This is a genomic window from Leclercia sp. AS011 (genome assembly GCF_037152535.1).
Lineage (GTDB): Bacteria > Pseudomonadota > Gammaproteobacteria > Enterobacterales > Enterobacteriaceae > Enterobacter.
The window spans coordinates 422,015-440,862 of record NZ_JBBCMA010000002.1 but is presented as its reverse complement, the minus strand read 5'-3'; the positions used below and the strand labels follow the sequence as shown (position 1 = coordinate 440,862).

The following is an 18,848-nucleotide window of genomic DNA, read 5'->3' as shown; positions in this document are numbered from 1 at the left end:
TTCAGATTCCGCGTTACTTATTGGCGTCTTGATTCAGGACATCAGTCCCAGTGCGCGTTTCACCGGTCCAAAACTGCGGCGGTGATGTTCAGTTGCGCCGTGTTCAGCCAGTCTTTCCAGATGGAAAGCGGTAGGATACCCCTTATGCTGGGCAAAGCCATACTGGGGAAAAGTGAGATCCAGCGCGGCCATTTCGGCATCGCGGGTAACCTTAGCGATGATCGAAGCGGCGCTGATTTCGGCCACCCGACTGTCGCCTTTGACAACCGCCAGCGACGGCATGGGCAGCGCCGGGCAACGATTTCCGTCGATCAACACATACTCTGGCACCACGCTCAGTCCGGCCACCGCACGCTGCATCGCCAGCATAGTGGCATGCAGAATGTTCAGGTCGTCGATCTCATGCGGCTCCGCTCGCCCCAGACTCCAGGCCAGCGCTTTCTCTTTAATTTCATCGTACAGCGCCAGGCGACGCTTTTCGGATAATTTTTTCGAGTCATTCAGACCGATAATAGGACGAGCAGGATCGAGGATCACCGCGGCAGTGACAACGGCACCCACCAGCGGCCCCCGCCCCACTTCATCCACACCCGCCACCAGATGGGTGTGAGGGTAAACAAATTCTATCATTGCGCTAACTCCAGCACCGCGTCAGCCGCCTGCTCATCGGCATTACAGCGAATTTGCTGGTGCAGTTCCCGGAAGGTGTCATGCATTTCATGGCTGGTTTTGCCGTCGGCCAGCAGCGGCAACAGCGCAGCGGCTAACGCCTGCGGCTGGCACTCGTCCTGCAGCAGCTCTTTGACCAGCTCGCGTCGGGCAAGCAGGTTCGGCAGGGAGACGTAATCGGTTTTAACCAGCCGTTTCGCCAGCCAGAAGGTGAATGGCTTCATGCGATAGCCCACCACCATCGGGCATTTCGCCAGCATGCACTCCAGCGCGGCGGTGCCTGATGCCAGCAGCGCGGCATCGCTGGCGACCATCGCCTCACGGCCTTTGCCATCCAGCAGATGAACATGCAGATCCGGGGCGACCTCCGCCTTAATGCGCTCGAACTGCTCCCGACGTTTGGTATTCACCAGCGGCACGACCACTTCGAGATCGGGGTAGGTCTGACGCAGGATCTGCGCCGTTTTCAGGAAATCTGCGCTGAGCATTTCCACTTCCGCACCACGGCTCCCCGGCAGCAGAGCCAGACAGTGAGCGTGGTGAGGTATGCCGAGCGCGTCGCGTGCGGCATTTTTATCGGGATCCAGCGGCATGGCATCCGCCATGGTGTGGCCGATAAAGCGGCACGGCACGTTGAATTTATCGTAAAACGCTTTTTCGAAAGGCAGGAAAGCCAGAACGAGATTCGTCGATCTGCCTATTTTGAAAACGCGTTTCTGTCGCCACGCCCAGACGGACGGGCTGACGTAATGGATGGTTTTGATCCCCTGCTTTTTCAGATTACCTTCGAGGGTAATGTTGAAATCAGGCGCATCAATGCCGACAAAGACATCGGGCTTGAGTTCGGTAAAACGACGCGTCAGATCGGCGCGGATATGCAGCAAACGACGCAGGCGACCCAGCACCTCGACGATCCCCATCACCGCCAGCTCTTCCATCTCATACCAGGCTTCACACCCTTCAGCCTGCATCAATGGACCGGCAACGCCGACAAAGCGCGCGTTGGGAACGCGCGCTTTGAGCGCTCGAATAAGACCGGCACCAAGAATATCGCCGGAGGTTTCTCCGGCGACAAGGGCGATCGTCAGCGGGCGACTATCAACCATTAACGAATCAGACCGCGAGTTGAGCGTGCGAAGAATTCCACAAACGCGTTCACCTCAGGATGCTGTTTCGCCAGTTCAGCGATTTCCGGCTTCGCCTCTTCCAGCGTTTTACCGTTACGGTACAGCTGTTTGTAGGCGTTGCGGATAGCCATGATCGCTTCACGGCTGAAGCCGCGACGCTTCAGGCCTTCGATATTGACGCCAAACGGCGTCGCATGGTTGCCCTGCGCAATCACATACGGCGGGACGTCCTGCGCCACGCCGGAGCAGCCGCCGACCATCACGTGCGCACCAATGATGCAGAACTGATGGACTGCGGTCATGCCGCCAATGATGGCATGATCGTCAACTGATACGTGTCCCGCCAGCGTTGCGTTGTTGGCGAGAATACAGCGGCTACCTACGGTACAGTCATGCGCGATATGCGCGTTGACCATAAAGAGGTTGTCGCTGCCCACCTTCGTCAATCCACCACCCTGTTCGGTACCACGATGAATGGTGACGCTTTCGCGAATGCGGTTACGATCGCCAATTTCCACACGGGTCGGTTCGCCAGCATATTTCAGGTCCTGGTTAACTTCGCCGATGGAGGCGAACTGATAGATCTCGTTGTCGCGGCCAATGGTCGTATGACCATTCACGACGACGTGAGATTTCAGTACGGTACCCTCACCAATTTCGACATGGGGTCCAACAATACAAAATGGACCAATGTGGACGTTAGCACCGATAACGGCACCCTCTTCCACAATGGCGGTTGGATGAATAAAGGCGGTTTTATCAATCACGTATCAGGCCTCCCGGCTACGCGCACACATCATGGTTGCTTCGCAAACAACTTTGCCGTCAACCAGAGCTACGCCTTTAAAGCGAGTCAGGCCACGACGCGTTTTTTCAAAAGTCACTTCCATGATCATCTGATCACCAGGCACAACCGGGCGCTTAAAGCGCGCTTCGTCGATACCTGCGAAGTAATACAGCTCACCCGGCTCCAGTTTACCAACGCTTTTAAACGCCAGAATACCGGTAGCCTGAGCCATCGCTTCCAGGATCAATACGCCCGGGAAGATAGGCTTCCCAGGGAAATGCCCCTGGAAGAATGGCTCGTTTACAGAAACATTTTTCACTGCGCGCAGAAAACGACCTTCTTCAAAATCCAGCACACGATCTACCAGCAGAAACGGGTAGCGGTGCGGCAGAAGTTCTAAAATCTCTTCAATATGCAGAGTATGAGTGTCAGTAGTCAAAATACTCTTCCTGTCAAAATATCTGAATGGCAATAATAACACGGCCTGCCGGTTTTAAAGAAAGCCGACAGGCCGGGAAGTGTGCGTTAAACGGGTGAACGCTTAGTTTTGTTGATCGATTTTGCGCTCAATGGCCTTGAGGCGCTTGCTCATATCATCAATATTCATCACCAGGGCGGCAGTTTTACGCCACGCCTTGTTAGGCTGCAACGGAATGCCTGAGGAGTAGACGCCCGGTTCGGTAATAGGACGCATAACCATGCCCATCCCTGTGACCGTGACTTTATCGCATATTTCCATATGCCCGTTAATGACGCTGGCACCGCCAATCATACAGTAACGGCCAATCTTCAGGCTGCCTGCCATAATAACGCCACCGGCAACCGCAGTATTGTCGCCAATCACAACGTTATGTGCAATCTGGCACTGGTTATCGATGATAACACCATTACCGATAATCGTGTCATCAAGCGCACCCCGGTCAATGGTCGTGCATGCGCCAATTTCGACGCGATCGCCGATGATCACCCGTCCCAGCTGCGGGATCTTCACCCAGTTACCACGATCGTTGGCATAACCGAAACCATCAGCGCCAATGACGGTGCTGGACTGGATCAGGCAATGTTCACCGATTTCGATCTCATGGTAAACGGAGACATTGGCCCACAGGCGAGAGCCTGCACCAATTTTTGTTTTTTTACCCACGAAGCAACCGGGACCAATGACCACGTTATCGCCCAGCACGACGTCTGATTCGATAACTGCATTGGCACCAATTGATACGTTGTTACCCAGCTGCGCCGTCGGATCAACCACCGCACTGGGTGCGATGTTCTGTGCCGGCTGCGGCGTGGTATCAAGAATTTGTGCCATACGGGCATACGTCAGGTAGGGGTTCTTCACTACCAGCGCTGCACCTGCGGCAAATGGCAAATCGTCCTGCGTCAGTACGACAGCAGACGCCTGGCAAAGCGCCAGATGTTCACGGTACTTCGGGCTTACCATGAAGGTGATAGTGCCTGCCTTAGCAGACTGCATGGACGCAACAGCGGTGATGACGATATCGCCATCACCGTGTAATTCTGCATCCAACTGCTGAGCTAAATCAGCTAGTCGAATTGAAGGCATTACTTATTTAACCTGTTTCAGGACATCAGCGGTGATGTCTTTAACATCGCTGCTGTTGAATGCAACAGCATTACCATCAACAACCAGATCGATGTTCTGATCGGCAGCAACAGCTTTCACAGCGGACTGGATACGGGTAACCAGCTTGCCACGTTCTTCGTTAGAACGACGTTGACGATCCTGCTCAAAAGCTTGCGCTTTTTGAGAGAAAGTCTGACGCTGAGCCATTACGTCTTTTTCCAGTTTGCTGCGCTCGCTCGCTTTCATGGTAGAACCATCGCGCTGCAGACGCTGCATTTTGGATTGCAGATCTTTTTCCATACCCTGCAGTTCGCTTGCACGGCCTTTGAACTCGTTTTCCAGTGTGGCAGAAACACCTGTTTTCTGCGCAACCTGCTGGAACAAGTTACCCATATTGACGATTGCAATTTTGTCCGCTGCCTGAGCAGAAGTTGCCATCGCTAAACCGAGACCTGCAGCTAATAACCACTTTTTCACAATTAACTCCTTACCATCCCATTGGTACCCGAAGGTACCGTTCTTTGCGTGGCAAGGCGATCCTGCGATCGCCAGTTGTCAGCGCTACACTGCCAACGCATTCCTTTGCGACGGACAATTACCAGGTTTTACCAATGTTAAACTGGAACTGCTCCGCTTTGTCTCCCTCGTATTTCTTAAACGGCTGGGCGTAGGAGAAGACCAACGGCCCCAGCGGTGACATCCATTGTAGTGCGAGACCCGCAGACATACGAATATTGCTCGGATCGCTGTAGTCCGGAATACCTGCTTCTCTCGTCGCAGAGGTATTCTGCCAGTTAGTATCCCATACGGTACCCGCATCCAGGAAGAAGGAGGTACGTACGGAATTGGCATACTTATCGCTGATAAACGGCGTCGGGGTAATAAACTCCAGGCTAGCGACGCCCATGGCGTTACCGCCTACAGCATCATCAGAGCTACATACCTGGCTCGATGAAGGTTTGTCGCAGTTGTCTTCGTCATTGCCGCCGTAATAGGCCGCTTTCGGACCAATGTTATTGGACTGGAAGCCACGCACGGTGCTTGAGCCGCCCGCATAGAAGTTCTCGTAGAATGGCAGTTCTTTGCCACCTAAGCCGTCGCCGTAACCCCAGCGCGTACGACCCAGAACCACCCATTTATGATCTTCGTCGATCGGGAAGTAGGACGCCGTATCGAGGGTGACTTTGTAGAACTCATTATCTGAGCCCGGGACGGTAACTTTACCGTTCAGGTTGACGCGTGAACCTTCGGTTGGGAAGAAGCCACGGTCGAGGCGGTTGTACGTCCAGCCATAGTTGAAGGTGAAGTCATCGGCGGCAAAGCCGTTATCATCATTCGAGGTGCTTGCAGACTGTCCGATAGAGTCCAGATAACGCCACATGGCCACCTGCGGCTGCATGTTGGACAGGTCGTTATGCACATAACCTAAGCCAGCACGCAAGGTGTTGTATTCGTTAATTGGGAAGCCGAGCGTACCATCAACACCGTAGCTTTTGTTGGTGTACGAAGACAGGTCCGCATCATCCGCTTTAAAGTCGTTATAGAAAATACGACCGCCCAGACTCACACCATCAACGGTGAAGTACGGATTAGTAACGGAGAGTTCAGAGTAAGTCTGGTAGTCGTTCTTGGTACCGTTGATACCCACAGAATAGCCGGTACCTAACCAGTTATCCTGCTGCACGCCCACCTGGAAGCTTACGCCGCTTTCCGTGCCGTAACCGACACCAAAGTTGAAGCTACCGGTATTACGCTCTTTGACCTTGTAAACGACGTCTACCTGGTCTGGCTTACCTGGCACGCGCTGGGTGTCGGTATCGACGGTTTCGAAATAACCCAGACGGTTCAGACGCTCTTTACCCTGATCAACCAGATCGCTGCCCAGCCACGCCCCTTCCATCTGGCGCATTTCGCGGCGCAGAACGGCATCTTTAGAGGTATCGTTACCTTCGAAGCGGATCTTACGAACGTAGAAACGGTTACCCGCATCGACGTTAACGTGGAGCTTAACGGTTTTATCCGTATCGTTGATTTCAGGCTGAGTCTGTACGCGCGGATAGGCATAACCATAGCGGCCGAGCAGCTTTTTAATGCCGTCTTCCATCTTGGTCACTTTCGCGCCGCTATAGAGCTCACCCGGCTGCAGTTTGGTCAGGCTTTCGATCTCGGCAGAGTGACCCGCGAGGTTACCACTCACTTCCACACCAGAAAGCTTGTACTGATCGCCTTCGGTAATGTTAACGGTGATGTAGATGCCTTTCTTGTCCGGCGTCAGGCTGACCTGGGTCGAGTCGATGTTGAAGCGCGCGTAGCCGCGGTCCAGATAGTAGCTGCGCAGGGTCTCAAGGTCGCCCGCCAGTTTCTGTTTCTGGTATTTACGGTCGCCCACCACGTTCCACCACGGCACTTCGTCGCGCAGCTGGAAGGTGGAGATCAGTTCATCGGTGCTGAACGCATGGTTACCGACGATGTTGATCTGCTGGATCTTCGCGGAAACGCCTTCCTGGAAGACCAGCTTCAGGTCGACACGGTTACGTGGCAGCGGAGTCACCACCGCTTTCACGCTCGCGCTGTATTTACCGACGCTGTAGTAGAAATCTTCCAGGCCTTTCTCGATATCAGAGAGGGTGGTGCGATCCAGAGATTCGCCAACACGCACGCCAGAGGCTTCAAGGTTTTGCTTGAGCATGTCGTCTTTCACCGACTTGTTGCCGGAGAAGGTGATGCTGGCAATGGTTGGGCGCTCTTTTACCTGAACCAGCAGCGTGTCACCATCGCGCAGGACGCGGACGTCCTCGAAGTTGCCGGTGGCAAACAGGGCGCGAATGGTATTACTAATGTCTTCATCATTAACCGTGTCGCCTGGGCGCACTGGCATACTGAGGAGGGCCGCACCAACGGCGACACGCTGAAGGCCTTCGAAATGAATATCTTTCACTACGAACCCGTCAGCACCGTATACGGTCGCGCTGCTAAACAGCAGCGACGCTATGAGCAACTTTTTCATCGCCATCGTTATTATGCGTTCTTCCTAACACTCTCTTACAACCGAGAGAAATCATTGAAAAGTGCAAGCCCCATTAACAGCACCAGTAAAATCGAACCAATGCGATAACTAAAGTCTTGAACTCGCTCGGATACCGGCCCGCCTTTTAGCTTCTCAATAGCTAAAAACAGCAGATGACCCCCATCTAAAACAGGCAGTGGGAACAGGTTGATTATCCCGAGGTTCACGCTAATGAGCGCAAGAAACATGAGATAGTAAATCACCCCGAACTCTGCTGACATCCCAGCCCCCTGAGCGATCGAAATCGGCCCACTGAGGTTGTTCAGTTTTACGTCACCGGTAATCAATTTACCCAGCATTTGCACGGTCAGTTTCATCAGTTGCCATGTTTTATCCGTGGCTTCAAGGATGGCGCTGAACGGCCCATACTGGCGTATTGTCTTGTACTCATCAGGCAGCGGGATCACTTTTGGCACCACGCCTGCAAACCCTTCTGCCTTTCCACCGCCCGGTTTGGTATCCGGGATAAGCGTTAAGGAGAGCGGGCTCCCCTGCCTTTCTATCTCCAGCGCCAGCGGCGTACCTGGATTATCACGCACCAGAGTAACAAAGGTCATCCACTGCGTTAAAGGTTGACCATCGACTTTAACGATCCTGTCGCCCGCTTGCAAACCTGCTTTACGCGCTGCGGAATCAGACTGGACTTCTGCCAGCACCGGTTCAATCTGCGCGCCGCGTGGGCGAATGCCTAACGCCGCAACGGGATCCTCTTTATCTGGCTCAAAAGTCCAGTTGCGTAAGTTCAGAATTTTATCCTGACGCGTACTGGAACCGAAAGGTGACACGCTGACGGTGGTCTGCTCGTCGCCAATTTTGGCAACCAGTTGTAACCGCACCGCATCCCAATCAGGGGTTTCGATGCCATCAATCGCTTTAAGTTCCATGCCCGGATTAATTTGCGCGCTTGCCGCGATGGAGTTGGGTGTAATTTCACCAACAACCGGACGAACGCCAGGGACACCGATGATAAACACCAGCCAGTAGGCAAAGACAGCGAAGATGAAGTTGGCCACCGGACCGGCAGCAATGATGGCGGCGCGCTGGCCGACGGTTTTGTTGTTGAACGCGTAATGTCGCACTTCAGGCGCCACTGGCTCTACGCGCTCATCCAGCATTTTGACGTAACCGCCGAGTGGGATAAGGGCAATCACAAATTCCGTGCCGTGGCGATCGTTACGACGCCAGAGCGCTTTCCCAAAGCCGATTGAAAAGCGCTCTACCCTTACGCCACAGCGCCGAGCAACCCAGAAATGGCCAAATTCATGCACCGTGATAAGTACACCCAGTGCAACAATGAACGCCGCCAGATTCCAGAGAATGCTAAGCATAAAACCTTCCGTTAAATCGTCCCAAACACCAGCAAAAACAGGCAAGCAAACACGGGAACTGCCGCCGTCAGGCTGTCTATGCGATCCAGGATACCACCGTGCCCTGGAATAAGATTGCCACTGTCTTTGATCCCTGCTTCACGCTTAAACATACTTTCGGTCAGATCACCCAGCACGGAAGCCAGCGCTGCGACGATAGAACAGACCAATAATGTTGCCGGTGCCACCTCAAGGTTGGCCCATACGCCATAACCCCAGGAGATAATCGCCGCCGTAAACAGACCGCCGATAAAGCCCTGCCAGGTTTTTCCCGGAGAAACCTTCGGTGCCAGTTTATGTTTGCCAAACAGTTTACCAAACATATAGGCGCCAGAGTCAGCCCCCCAGACGAGAATCATGACATAAAGCAGCCATAACGCCCCACTGTAAGGGTTGTCGTCGTAGTGCCAGGTACGGAGGGCAAGCATTCCCCAGAAGAAAGGAACGATGGTGAATAGCCCAAAACAGAGGCGCAGTAGTTTTGAATTACGCCATAGCGACGCAGAGCCAGGATAGAAGAGCACCAGCAGCAGCGCTGCCAGCCACCATCCCAGCGAAAGCCAGAGCGAACCCGCTATTATCGGCTGATGAATATTGTGATGGTACTCTGGCAACATAAAGAGCATCAGCGCCAGCATCAGGCCACACAGCACCGCCAGCCATACCCGCTGCGAACGCGAGGTAAAGCCGCTAAGCTGCCCCCATTCCCACGCTGCCAGCATGCAAACGACCAGTGTAACAATAGCGAAGCCCACCGGTGGCAGTAAAAACAGCGCCGCGATGACAACAGGTATTAAAACAAACGCAGAAATCAGGCGATACTTCAGCAAAAGCTACCCCCATCAGGCGTTGTCGCCACCAGGCTCGGTACCACCGAAACGACGCTCTCGATTGGCAAAGGCATGCAGCGCACCTTCAAAGTCTTGTTCATCAAAATCGGGCCAAAGAACATCTGTAAAGTAAAGTTCGGCATAGGCAATTTGCCACAGCAAAAAGTTACTGATGCGATGTTCTCCCCCTGTCCTAATTACTAAATCCACGGGTGTCAGTTCACTCATGCAGATTTGCTGACTCAGCGCCTCTTCATCAATCTGGTCCGGCTGTAATAGCCCTTCCTGAACCTGTTCAGCCAAATGCCGTACACCCTGGACAATGTCCCAACGTCCACCATAATTCGCCGCGATATTGAGCGTTAAACCGGTGTTTTGCCCGGTCAACGCTTCCGCTTTACGAATGCGTTCCTGAAGACGTGAGTTAAAACGACTGGTATCGCCGATAATCCGCAGGCGAACGTTGTGGCGGTGCAGGCTTTTTACTTCGCTGTCGAGCGCCCACACGAACAATTCCATCAACGCGCTAACTTCCTGCGCAGGTCGATTCCAGTTTTCACTGCTGAAAGCATAGAGCGTTAACGCGTCAATGCCGTTATTGGCGGCAAAAGAAACGGCGCGGCGCACAGATTTCGCCCCAGCTTTATGCCCAAAGGCTCGGATCTTCCCTTGTCTTTTCGCCCAGCGGCCATTGCCATCCATGATGATTGCTACATGACGACAGCCATGTGCTGGCAAGTTCTCGCTTATTGGTTGATTCGCAGACAACATAACGCGTTTTTGGTCCCTGAAAGGATTTAACGGTACTCAGGAATACTGAAGCCTTTACGTAAAAAAGCCGTGTCATACCACGGCTTACCTGACCACGTAACGTCAACTACCCGTAATCAGGTGGCGCAGACTATATCACTGAAGCCCAACGCTAACAAATAGCATGACCATACGCGGCTGGATTATCACCAGCTTGCGAGGTGCGTCACCGCTTTTTGCGCCGTGAGCCTGGCTTTCGCATCGACGGTCAGCACATCATCCACACTTTGCGGCTCGCGTAAATCCATCGCCTCAAGAACAGACAGGTTCAGCGCAGCGATATCCGTAAAGCGGATCCGCTGTTCGAGGAAGGCGGCGACAGCTATTTCGTTCGCCGCGTTGAGGGCGGTCGTCGCCGCTTGTCCCTGCTCGAATGCTTCCATCGCCAGCTTCAGGCACGGATAGCGCTGATAGTCCGGCGCACTGAACGTCAGCGCACTTAATTTGCAGAAGTCGAGCGGCTTAACGCCGGAGACCACGCGGTTTGGCCACGCCATCGTATGGGCGATAGGCGTACGCATATCGGGTTCGCCTAACTGCGCCATCACGCTGCCATCCCGATAACGGACCATGGAGTGGATCACCGACTGCGGGTGAATCAACACTTCCATCTGCGCTGCCGAGGCGTTAAACAACCAGCGGGCTTCAATGTATTCCAGACCTTTATTCATCATGGTGGCAGAATCGACGGAGATTTTACGCCCCATTGACCAGTTCGGATGACGACAGGCCTGATCCGGGGTCATTGAGACCAGATCAGACAACGGCGTATCACGGAATGGGCCACCAGACCCGGTAAGCAGGATAGAAGAGACCCCATTCTGCTCAAGATCAGCGTACCCCAGGTTTTGCTGAAACGGTTGCGGTAAACTCTGAAAAATAGCGTTATGTTCGCTATCTACCGGCAAAAGTTGCGCGCCACGCTGCTTCACCGCCTCCATAAACAGGCGTCCACAGGTCACCAGCGACTCTTTATTCGCCAGCAGCACCGTTTTCCCGGCATCGATCGCCGAAAGCGTCGGCAGCAGGCCCGCAGCCCCGACGATTGCCGCCATCACCTGATCAACCTCACCCAGGGCAGCCATATCGCAGGCCGCCTGCTGACCGCTTAATACCTCGGTCCGGCTGCCGCTCTCGATCAGCAATGCTTTTACCTGGCGAGCACTCTCCTCGTCGTCCATAACCGCATAGCGTGGCGAAAACTCAAGACACTGCTCAACCATCCGCTGAACGTTTTTCCCGGCGACCAGTGCGGTCACAGCGTAATGTTCAGGATTGTGGCGAACGACGTCGAGCGTGCTGCAACCGATGGAGCCGGTTGAGCCGAGGAGTGTTAATTGCTTCATGAATTGTCCAGAAGTAGTGAAACCAGCAAAGCAAAACGCCGCCAGCAAAGCCCATCGGGCCTTCTGTACGGCGTTTTATCAGATTACGTCAGAAATCAGAACTGCATCAGTTCCGCTTCTTTTTCTGCCAGCGCCGCATCAAGTTTCTTGATAGCAGCATCGGTCAGTTTCTGTACGTCGTCCTGAGAACGGCGATCGTCATCTTCGCTGATCTCTTTGTCTTTCAGCAGTGCTTTCACTTTATCGTTCGCGTCACGGCGAACGTTACGCACGGCCACACGGCCCTGCTCTGCTTCACCACGTACCACTTTGATCAGATCTTTACGACGCTCTTCGGTCAGCGCTGGCAGTGGAACACGGATATCCGTGCCTGCAGAGCTTGGGTTCAGACCCAGATCGGAGGCCATGATGGCTTTCTCAACGGCCGGGCCCATTGAACGATCGAAGACGTTGATCTTCAGCGTACGGGTATCTTCTACCGTCACCTGCGCCAGCTGACGCAGCGGGGTTGGCGTACCGTAGTATTCCACGACGATACCGTCCAGCAGGCTCGGAGAAGCACGGCCAGTACGAATTTTGCTGATTTGGGTTTTGAACGCTTCTACGCATTTGTCCATGCGTACTTCAGCATCTTTTCTGATGTCGTTAATCACGTTACGAATCCTTGGAAACTTGTCTCAGGCAGACTATCCACCAGCACATCGCTACAGGTGTGCTAAGTATAGTCGCGTTTAATTCATGACAACGCCAAAGGCGCGTCCAGGTAAGATATCACTACAAAGTAAAGCGGAATCTTACCTGTATTTAGCGTCGACGGAAATTATTCCGTGATCAAAGTGCCTTCTTTTTCGCCCATAACGACACGACGCAGCGCGCCAGGCTTGTTCATGTTGAAAACACGGATCGGCAGTTTGTGGTCGCGAGCCAGCGTGAAGGCGGCAAGATCCATCACTTTGAGTTCTTTATCCAGCACTTCGCTGTAGGACAGCTGATCGTACATGGTAGCCGCAGGATCTTTTGCCGGATCGGCAGTAAACACGCCATCGACTTTGGTCGCTTTCAGTACCACATCGGCTTCGATCTCAATACCGCGCAGGCAGGCCGCGGAATCGGTGGTAAAGAACGGGTTCCCCGTACCGGCGGAGAGGATCACCACGCGGTTGTTGCGCAGCAGGCTGATGGCTTCGGCCCAGCTGTAGTTATCACACACGCCATTTAACGGAATAGCGGACATCAGGCGTGCATTCACATAGGCACGATGCAGTGCATCACGCATAGCCAGGCCATTCATGACCGTTGCCAGCATACCCATGTGGTCGCCCACCACGCGATTCATGCCTGCTTTTGCCAGACCCGCGCCACGGAAAAGGTTACCACCGCCAATGACTACGCCAACCTGGATGCCCAGTTCAACCAGTTCTTTGATTTCCTGCGCCATGCGGTCAAGGATGCTTGCGTCGATACCGAAGCCTTCCGACCCTTGCAGCGCTTCGCCACTCAGCTTAAGCAGAATGCGTTTGTAAACGGGTTTTGCATTGGTAGCCATATTTCTTTCCTGGGACTGTCAACGATTAAGAGGGGGTTAATTCTGGCGACATGATATATCGCATCTCAACACAGACACTATAGGCATCTGGCTGATTTACACATAACGTACACAAAAAGAAGCCGCCCTCAGGCGGCTCCTTTTCAATCATTAAGACTGCTTGGACATTGCAGCAACTTCTGCTGCGAAGTCAGTCTCAACTTTCTCGATACCTTCGCCCACTTCGAAGCGGATGAAGCCAGTTACGTCAGCGTTGTGCTCTTTCAGCAGCTGAGCAACAGTTTTGCTTGGATCCATAACGAAAGGCTGGCCAGTCAGAGAAACTTCGCCGGTGAATTTCTTCATGCGGCCTTCAACCATTTTCTCTGCGATTTCTTTTGGCTTGCCAGACTGCATGGCGATGTCCAGCTGAACCTGGTACTCTTTCTCTACTACTTCAGCAGACACGTCTTCTGGCTTAACGAATTCTGGCTTGCTTGCAGCGATGTGCATTGCCAGCTGTTTAACCAGCTCTTCGTCAGCGCCTTTAGCCGCAACCAGAACACCGATACGCGCGCCGTGCTGGTATGAACCCAGTACTTCGCCTTCCAGGGAAGATACGCGACGGATGTTGATGTTCTCACCGATTTTAGCAACCAGCGCAACACGCTCTTCTTCGAACTGTGCTTTCAGAACTTCAACGTCGGTGATTTTGCCAGCAATAGCTGCATCCAGAACTTTGTTAGCAAATGCCTGGAAACCGCCATCTTTAGCAACGAAGTCAGTCTGGCAGTTAACTTCCAGAATGATGCCGTAGGTGCCGTCGATCTTAGTGATGATCACGCCGTCAGCAGCAACGTTGCCTGCTTTCTTAGCGGCTTTGATCGCACCAGACTTACGCATGTTTTCGATTGCCAGCTCGATGTCGCCGTTCGCTTCAGTCAGCGCTTTTTTGCAATCCATCATGCCTGCGCCAGTACGCTCACGCAGCTCTTTTACCAGGGATGCGGTAATTTCAGCCATTCTTAAATCCTCGGGAGATGTGAACTGCCCGGCCAGAAGCCAAACAGTATAAATTGAAAAAAGGGGCCGATAATTGGCCCCTATTCATACACGGTACTAATAAGGGGTAGAACCTTATTATTCAGCTTCTACGAAGCTTTCTTCCGCCTGAGAAGCCAGATCCTGGGAACGGCCTTCACGAACGGTAGTAGCTACAGCGCTCAGGTACAGGCTAACAGCACGGATTGCATCGTCGTTACCCGGGATAACGAAGTCAACACCGTCCGGATCGGAGTTGGTATCAACGATTGCGAATACTGGGATACCCAGGTTGTTAGCTTCTTTGATTGCGATGTGCTCGTGGTCAGCATCGATAACGAACAGCGCGTCTGGCAGGCCGCCCATATCTTTGATACCGCCCAGGCTGTTTTCCAGCTTGTCCAGCTCACGAGTGCGCATCAGCGCTTCTTTTTTGGTCAGCTTTTCGAAAGTACCGTCCTGAGACTGGGTTTCCAGATCTTTCAGGCGCTTGATAGACTGACGAACGGTTTTCCAGTTGGTCAGCATACCGCCCAGCCAGCGATGGTTCACGAAGAACTGGTCGCAGCTGTTAGCAGCTTCTTTCACAGCTTCGCTTGCAGCGCGCTTAGTACCAACGAACAGAATCTTACCTTTACGGGAAGAGATCTTGTTCAGCTCAGCCAGGGCTTCGTTGAACATTGGTACAGTTTTCTCAAGGTTGATGATGTGAACTTTGTTACGCGCGCCGAAGATGAAAGGCTTCATTTTCGGGTTCCAGTAACGGGTCTGGTGACCGAAGTGAACACCAGCCTTGAGCATGTCGCGCATGGAAACAGTTGCCATGTTTAAAACCTCTATTTAAAAGTTGGGGTTATGCCTCCACGTATCCCATATTACCGACCCCAAAGGGCACCCCGGAATATGTGCCGATACGTGTGTGTTGTTACACAAAGTGAGATTTGTCGCTCCCGTCCATCCTGTGTATCTGAAATGGATCGGAAGTCCGGCGCGCTTTATACCACAAAACGCTACCTGAAACCAACAATTGTTGGCGGTGTGTGCGGTGAAGGAATCTCAATTTGGCAGCATGTGCGCCAGACTGATACCATTGACAACACTTAGACTAGTATTGTCGAAAAAAACGACACTGATGGACAGATTACATGGCTATCTCTATTAAGACACCTGAAGAAATTGAAAAGATGCGCGTCGCCGGTCGTCTGGCCGCTGAAGTGCTGGAAATGATCGAGCCGTTCGTCAAACCGGGCGTCAGCACCGGTGAGCTGGATCGCATCTGTAATGACTATATCGTTAACGAGCAGCACGCGGTTTCCGCCTGCCTCGGCTACCACGGTTTCCCGAAATCCGTCTGTATCTCTATTAATGAAGTGGTGTGCCACGGTATTCCGGATGACGAAAAGCTGCTGAAAGATGGCGACATCGTTAACATCGACGTGACCGTCATTAAAGACGAGTATCACGGTGATACTTCCAAAATGTTCATCGTTGGTAAACCGACTATCCTGGGTGAGCGCCTGTGTAAAGTGACTCAGGAGAGCCTCTACCTGGCCCTGAAGATGGTCAAGCCAGGCATTCGTCTGCGTACCCTCGGTGCGGCTATCCAGAAATTTGTCGAAGCAGAAGGTTTCTCGGTGGTGCGCGAATACTGCGGTCACGGCATTGGCCGTGTCTTCCACGAAGAGCCGCAGGTTCTGCACTATGATGCGGATGACGGCGGCGTGGTGCTGCAGGCGGGCATGACCTTCACCATCGAGCCGATGGTCAACTCCGGCGATTACCGCATCCGCACCATGAAAGATGGCTGGACGGTGAAAACCAAAGACCGGAGCTTGTCTGCCCAGTACGAGCATACTATTGTGGTGACCGACAACGGCTGCGAAATTCTGACGTTACGCAAGGATGACACCATCCCGGCGATACTCTCGCAAGACGCATGATAAGAAGCCGGCAAATGCCGGCTTTTTTAATGGCTATCGTTTTTTCTTATGGGTGGCGCGCAATGAGTAACCTTTTACCCGAACAGTATGCCAATACGGCACTCCCCACCCTGCCCGGTCAGCCGGATAACCCCGGCGTCTGGCCGACGGCCGAACTGAACTGCGCCGGCATCAAAGCGCATATCGATACCTTCCAGCGCTGGCTGGGAGACGCCTTTGACAGCGGGATCTCCGCCGAAGCGCTCATTGAGGCGCGCACCGAATTCATCGATCAGCTCCTGCAGCGCTTATGGATTGATTACGGGTTTGGTCAGCTGGGTGATGTGGCGCTGGTCGCCGTCGGCGGCTATGGCCGCGGCGAGCTGCACCCGCTTTCGGATATCGACCTGCTGATCCTGAGCCGGAAAAAGCTACCTGACGAGCAGGCGCAGAAGATTGGCGAATTGCTGACCCTGCTGTGGGACGTCAAGCTGGAAATCGGCCACAGCGTGCGCACCCTGGAAGAGTGTCTGCTGGAGGGGCTATCCGATCTCACCGTCGCCACCAACCTGATTGAGTCGCGCCTGCTGATTGGCGACGTGGCCCTGTTCCTCGAACTGCAAAAACACATCTTCAGCGATGGCTTCTGGCCGTCAGAAAAGTTTTTCGCCGCCAAGGTCGATGAGCAGCAGGTGCGCCACCAGCGCTACCACGGCACCAGCTACAACCTGGAGCCGGATATCAAAAGCAGCCCCGGCGGCCTGCGCGATATCCACACCCTGCAGTGGGTCGCCCGTCGCCATTTCGGTGCCACTTCGCTGGATGAGATGGTGGGCTTTGGTTTTCTCACCGAGGCGGAACGCACCGAGCTGAATGAGTGTCTGCATCTGCTGTGGCGCATCCGTTTTGCCCTGCACCTCGAAGTGACCCGCTACGACAACCGTCTGCTGTTTGACCGCCAGCTGAGCGTCGCCCAGCGTCTGCACTACAGCGGCGAAGGTAACGAGCCGGTTGAGCAGATGATGAAGGACTTCTTCCGCGTCACCCGTCGCGTGGGGGAACTGAATCAGATGCTGTTGCAGCTGTTCGACGAGGCGATCCTGGCCCTGACCGCGGATGAAAAACCGCGTCCGATTGACGACGAATTCCAGCTGCGCGGCACCTTAATCGATCTGCGTGACGAGACGCTGTTTATCCGCAAGCCGGAAGCGATTCTGCGGATGTTCTACGCCATGGTGCGTAACAGCAACATCACCGGGATCTACTCCACTACCCTGCGCCACCTGCGCCATGCCCGCCGCCATCTGACCCAGCCTTTGTGCTATATCCCGGAAGCGCGGTCGCTGTTCCTGAGTATGTTGCGCCACCCTGGCGCGGTCAGCCGCGGGCTGCTGCCGATGCACCGTCACAGCGTGCTCTGGGCCTACATGCCCCAGTGGTCGCATATCGTCGGCCAGATGCAGTTCGATCTGTTCCATGCCTATACCGTGGATGAACACACCATCCGCGTGATGCTGAAGCTGGAAAGCTTCGCCAATGAGGAGGTGCGCAGCCGCCACCCGCTCTGCGTGGAACTCTGGCCGCGCCTCACCAATCCGGAACTGATCCTGATTGCGGCCCTGTTCCACGATATTGCCAAAGGGCGCGGCGGCGACCACTCGATCCTCGGCGCAGAAGACGTGTTGAAATTCGCCGAGCTGCACGGGCTCAATTCGCGTGAAACCCAGCTGGTAGCCTGGCTGGTACGCCACCACCTGCTGATGTCGGTTACCGCCCAGCGTCGCGATATTCAGGATCCTGAGGTGATCAAACAGTTTGCCGAAGTGGTGCAGACTGAGAACCGCCTGCGTTTCCTGGTGTGCCTGACGGTGGCCGATATCTGCGCTACCAACGAGACGCTGTGGAACAGCTGGAAGCAGAGCCTGCTGCGTGAACTCTACTTCGCCACCGAGAAGCAGCTGCGTCGCGGTATGCAGAGCACGCCGGACATGCGCGAGCGCGTGCGACATCACCAGATGCAGGCTCTGGCGCTGTTGCGGATGGAGAATATAAATGAAGAGGCGCTGCATTTGATCTGGGCGCGCTGTCGCGCCAACTACTTTGTGCGTCATAGCCCGAACCAGCTGGCCTGGCACGCCCGCCATCTGCTGCAGCACGATCTGACGAAGCCCTTGATCCTGCTCAGCCCGCAGGCGACCCGCGGCGGAACGGAGATCTTTATCTGGAGCCCCGACCGCGCTTATCTGTTTGCCGCGGTCTGTGCGGAACTAGACCGACGTAACCTCAGCGTGCACGACGCGCAGATTTTTACCACCCGCGACGGCATGGCGATGGATACCTTTATTGTGCTGGAGCCGGACGGCAGTCCGCTGTCGGCGGATCGTCACGAGCCGATTCGCTACGGGCTGGAGCAGGCGATCACCCAGCACAGCTGGCAGCCACCGCAGCCACGTCGCCAGCCGGCCAAACTGCGCCACTTCACCGTCGATACCGAGGTCAATTTCCTGCCAACGCATACCGACCGGAAATCCTTCCTCGAGCTGATCGCCCTTGACCAGCCGGGGCTGCTTGCCCGGGTCGGACAGGTGTTTGCCGATCTGGGAATTTCGCTGCATGGGGCCAGAATTACAACCATTGGCGAGCGAGTAGAAGATTTATTTATAATCGCCACAGCAGACCGTCGTGGGCTTAATAATGCCCTGCAACAGGAAGTGCAACAACGGTTGACAGCAGCCCTCAATCCAAACGATAAAGGGTGATGTTTTTTTTTAC

The 18,848-nt window shown here is 54.2% G+C and carries 17 protein-coding genes; 2 read left to right on the top strand and 15 right to left on the bottom strand.

Annotation, left to right across the window (positions count from 1 at the left end):
* Nucleotides 1-33: 33 nt before the first annotated feature.
* From rnhB to rpsB, 15 genes are all read right to left on the bottom strand, one after another.
* On the bottom strand, nucleotides 34-630 hold the full coding sequence (rnhB, locus tag WFO70_RS14480; RefSeq protein ID WP_337016972.1) for a ribonuclease HII: 597 nt from the start codon (nucleotides 628-630) through the stop codon (nucleotides 34-36).
* On the bottom strand, nucleotides 627-1,775 hold the full coding sequence (gene lpxB / locus WFO70_RS14475; protein ID WP_337016971.1) for a lipid-A-disaccharide synthase: 1,149 nt from the start codon (nucleotides 1,773-1,775) through the stop codon (nucleotides 627-629). The genes rnhB and lpxB overlap by 4 nt, the downstream gene beginning before the upstream one ends.
* A complete protein-coding gene (lpxA, locus tag WFO70_RS14470) occupies nucleotides 1,775-2,563 on the bottom strand; it encodes an acyl-ACP--UDP-N-acetylglucosamine O-acyltransferase (RefSeq protein ID WP_337016970.1) in 789 nt (262 codons plus the stop codon). Before lpxA ends, lpxB begins: the two co-directional genes overlap by 1 nt.
* A 3-nt stretch (nucleotides 2,564-2,566) precedes the next feature.
* Complete coding sequence (gene fabZ / locus WFO70_RS14465) at nucleotides 2,567-3,022, bottom strand: 3-hydroxyacyl-ACP dehydratase FabZ (RefSeq protein ID WP_007373234.1); 456 nt, start codon at nucleotides 3,020-3,022, stop codon at nucleotides 2,567-2,569.
* A gap of 102 nt (nucleotides 3,023-3,124) precedes the next feature.
* The gene (gene lpxD / locus WFO70_RS14460; RefSeq protein WP_337016969.1) at nucleotides 3,125-4,150 is read right to left on the bottom strand and encodes a UDP-3-O-(3-hydroxymyristoyl)glucosamine N-acyltransferase; all 1,026 of its coding nucleotides are present in this window, start codon (nucleotides 4,148-4,150) and stop codon (nucleotides 3,125-3,127) included.
* A gap of 3 nt (nucleotides 4,151-4,153) precedes the next feature.
* A complete protein-coding gene (gene skp, locus WFO70_RS14455; protein ID WP_032616621.1) occupies nucleotides 4,154-4,648 on the bottom strand; it encodes a molecular chaperone Skp in 495 nt (164 codons plus the stop codon).
* 118 nt (nucleotides 4,649-4,766) lie between these two features.
* On the bottom strand, nucleotides 4,767-7,184 hold the full coding sequence (gene bamA, locus WFO70_RS14450; protein WP_337016968.1) for an outer membrane protein assembly factor BamA: 2,418 nt from the start codon (nucleotides 7,182-7,184) through the stop codon (nucleotides 4,767-4,769).
* Between the two features lie 29 nt (nucleotides 7,185-7,213).
* Nucleotides 7,214-8,566 carry a sigma E protease regulator RseP gene (gene rseP, locus WFO70_RS14445; protein ID WP_337016967.1) on the bottom strand — a complete coding sequence of 451 codons (1,353 nt, stop codon included), beginning with the start codon at nucleotides 8,564-8,566 and terminating at the stop codon, nucleotides 7,214-7,216.
* An 11-nt stretch (nucleotides 8,567-8,577) separates the two neighbouring features.
* Nucleotides 8,578-9,435 (bottom strand): phosphatidate cytidylyltransferase, encoded by an 858-nt coding sequence (cdsA, locus tag WFO70_RS14440; RefSeq protein WP_032616617.1) that lies wholly within the window; start codon nucleotides 9,433-9,435, stop codon nucleotides 8,578-8,580.
* Nucleotides 9,436-9,447: 12 nt separating this feature from the next.
* Nucleotides 9,448-10,206 (bottom strand): (2E,6E)-farnesyl-diphosphate-specific ditrans,polycis-undecaprenyl-diphosphate synthase, encoded by a 759-nt coding sequence (ispU, locus tag WFO70_RS14435; RefSeq protein ID WP_142488298.1) that lies wholly within the window; start codon nucleotides 10,204-10,206, stop codon nucleotides 9,448-9,450.
* A gap of 185 nt (nucleotides 10,207-10,391) precedes the next feature.
* Entirely contained in the window at nucleotides 10,392-11,591 is a 1,200-nt protein-coding gene (gene ispC, locus WFO70_RS14430; protein ID WP_337016966.1) for a 1-deoxy-D-xylulose-5-phosphate reductoisomerase, read from the bottom strand.
* A 95-nt stretch (nucleotides 11,592-11,686) separates the two neighbouring features.
* Nucleotides 11,687-12,244, bottom strand: a complete 558-nt coding sequence (gene frr / locus WFO70_RS14425) for a ribosome recycling factor (RefSeq protein WP_032616614.1) — start codon at nucleotides 12,242-12,244, stop codon at nucleotides 11,687-11,689.
* Nucleotides 12,245-12,411: 167 nt separating this feature from the next.
* Entirely contained in the window at nucleotides 12,412-13,137 is a 726-nt protein-coding gene (pyrH, locus tag WFO70_RS14420) for a UMP kinase (RefSeq protein ID WP_166181630.1), read from the bottom strand.
* A gap of 150 nt (nucleotides 13,138-13,287) precedes the next feature.
* Nucleotides 13,288-14,139: a translation elongation factor Ts gene (tsf, locus tag WFO70_RS14415; protein ID WP_337016965.1), complete on the bottom strand. Its 852-nt coding sequence runs from the start codon at nucleotides 14,137-14,139 to the stop codon at nucleotides 13,288-13,290.
* Nucleotides 14,140-14,256: 117 nt separating this feature from the next.
* On the bottom strand, nucleotides 14,257-14,982 hold the full coding sequence (gene rpsB / locus WFO70_RS14410; RefSeq protein WP_103178332.1) for a 30S ribosomal protein S2: 726 nt from the start codon (nucleotides 14,980-14,982) through the stop codon (nucleotides 14,257-14,259).
* A 320-nt stretch (nucleotides 14,983-15,302) separates the two neighbouring features.
* Between rpsB and map the strand changes: the two genes are divergently transcribed.
* Together map and glnD are read left to right on the top strand one after the other, a co-directional pair.
* On the top strand, nucleotides 15,303-16,097 hold the full coding sequence (gene map, locus WFO70_RS14405) for a type I methionyl aminopeptidase (protein ID WP_337016964.1): 795 nt from the start codon (nucleotides 15,303-15,305) through the stop codon (nucleotides 16,095-16,097).
* 62 nt (nucleotides 16,098-16,159) lie between these two features.
* Nucleotides 16,160-18,835: a bifunctional uridylyltransferase/uridylyl-removing protein GlnD gene (glnD, locus tag WFO70_RS14400; protein ID WP_337016963.1), complete on the top strand. Its 2,676-nt coding sequence runs from the start codon at nucleotides 16,160-16,162 to the stop codon at nucleotides 18,833-18,835.
* Nucleotides 18,836-18,848 lie beyond the last annotated feature (13 nt).

Excerpts from the sequence above, each read along its gene's own strand:
- rnhB (WP_337016972.1), bottom strand. The coding sequence starts at position 630 with ATGATAGAATTTGTTTACCCTCACACCCATCTGGTGGCGGGTGTGGAT.
- lpxB (WP_337016971.1), bottom strand. The coding sequence starts at position 1,775 with ATGGTTGATAGTCGCCCGCTGACGATCGCCCTTGTCGCCGGAGAAACC.
- lpxD (WP_337016969.1), bottom strand. The coding sequence starts at position 4,150 with ATGCCTTCAATTCGACTAGCTGATTTAGCTCAGCAGTTGGATGCAGAA.
- bamA (WP_337016968.1), bottom strand. The coding sequence starts at position 7,184 with ATGGCGATGAAAAAGTTGCTCATAGCGTCGCTGCTGTTTAGCAGCGCG.
- rseP (WP_337016967.1), bottom strand. The coding sequence starts at position 8,566 with ATGCTTAGCATTCTCTGGAATCTGGCGGCGTTCATTGTTGCACTGGGT.
- ispU (WP_142488298.1), bottom strand. The coding sequence starts at position 10,206 with ATGTTGTCTGCGAATCAACCAATAAGCGAGAACTTGCCAGCACATGGC.
- ispC (WP_337016966.1), bottom strand. The coding sequence starts at position 11,591 with ATGAAGCAATTAACACTCCTCGGCTCAACCGGCTCCATCGGTTGCAGC.
- pyrH (WP_166181630.1), bottom strand. The coding sequence starts at position 13,137 with ATGGCTACCAATGCAAAACCCGTTTACAAACGCATTCTGCTTAAGCTG.
- tsf (WP_337016965.1), bottom strand. The coding sequence starts at position 14,139 with ATGGCTGAAATTACCGCATCCCTGGTAAAAGAGCTGCGTGAGCGTACT.
- rpsB (WP_103178332.1), bottom strand. The coding sequence starts at position 14,982 with ATGGCAACTGTTTCCATGCGCGACATGCTCAAGGCTGGTGTTCACTTC.
- map (WP_337016964.1), top strand. The coding sequence starts at position 15,303 with ATGGCTATCTCTATTAAGACACCTGAAGAAATTGAAAAGATGCGCGTC.
- glnD (WP_337016963.1), top strand. The coding sequence starts at position 16,160 with ATGAGTAACCTTTTACCCGAACAGTATGCCAATACGGCACTCCCCACC.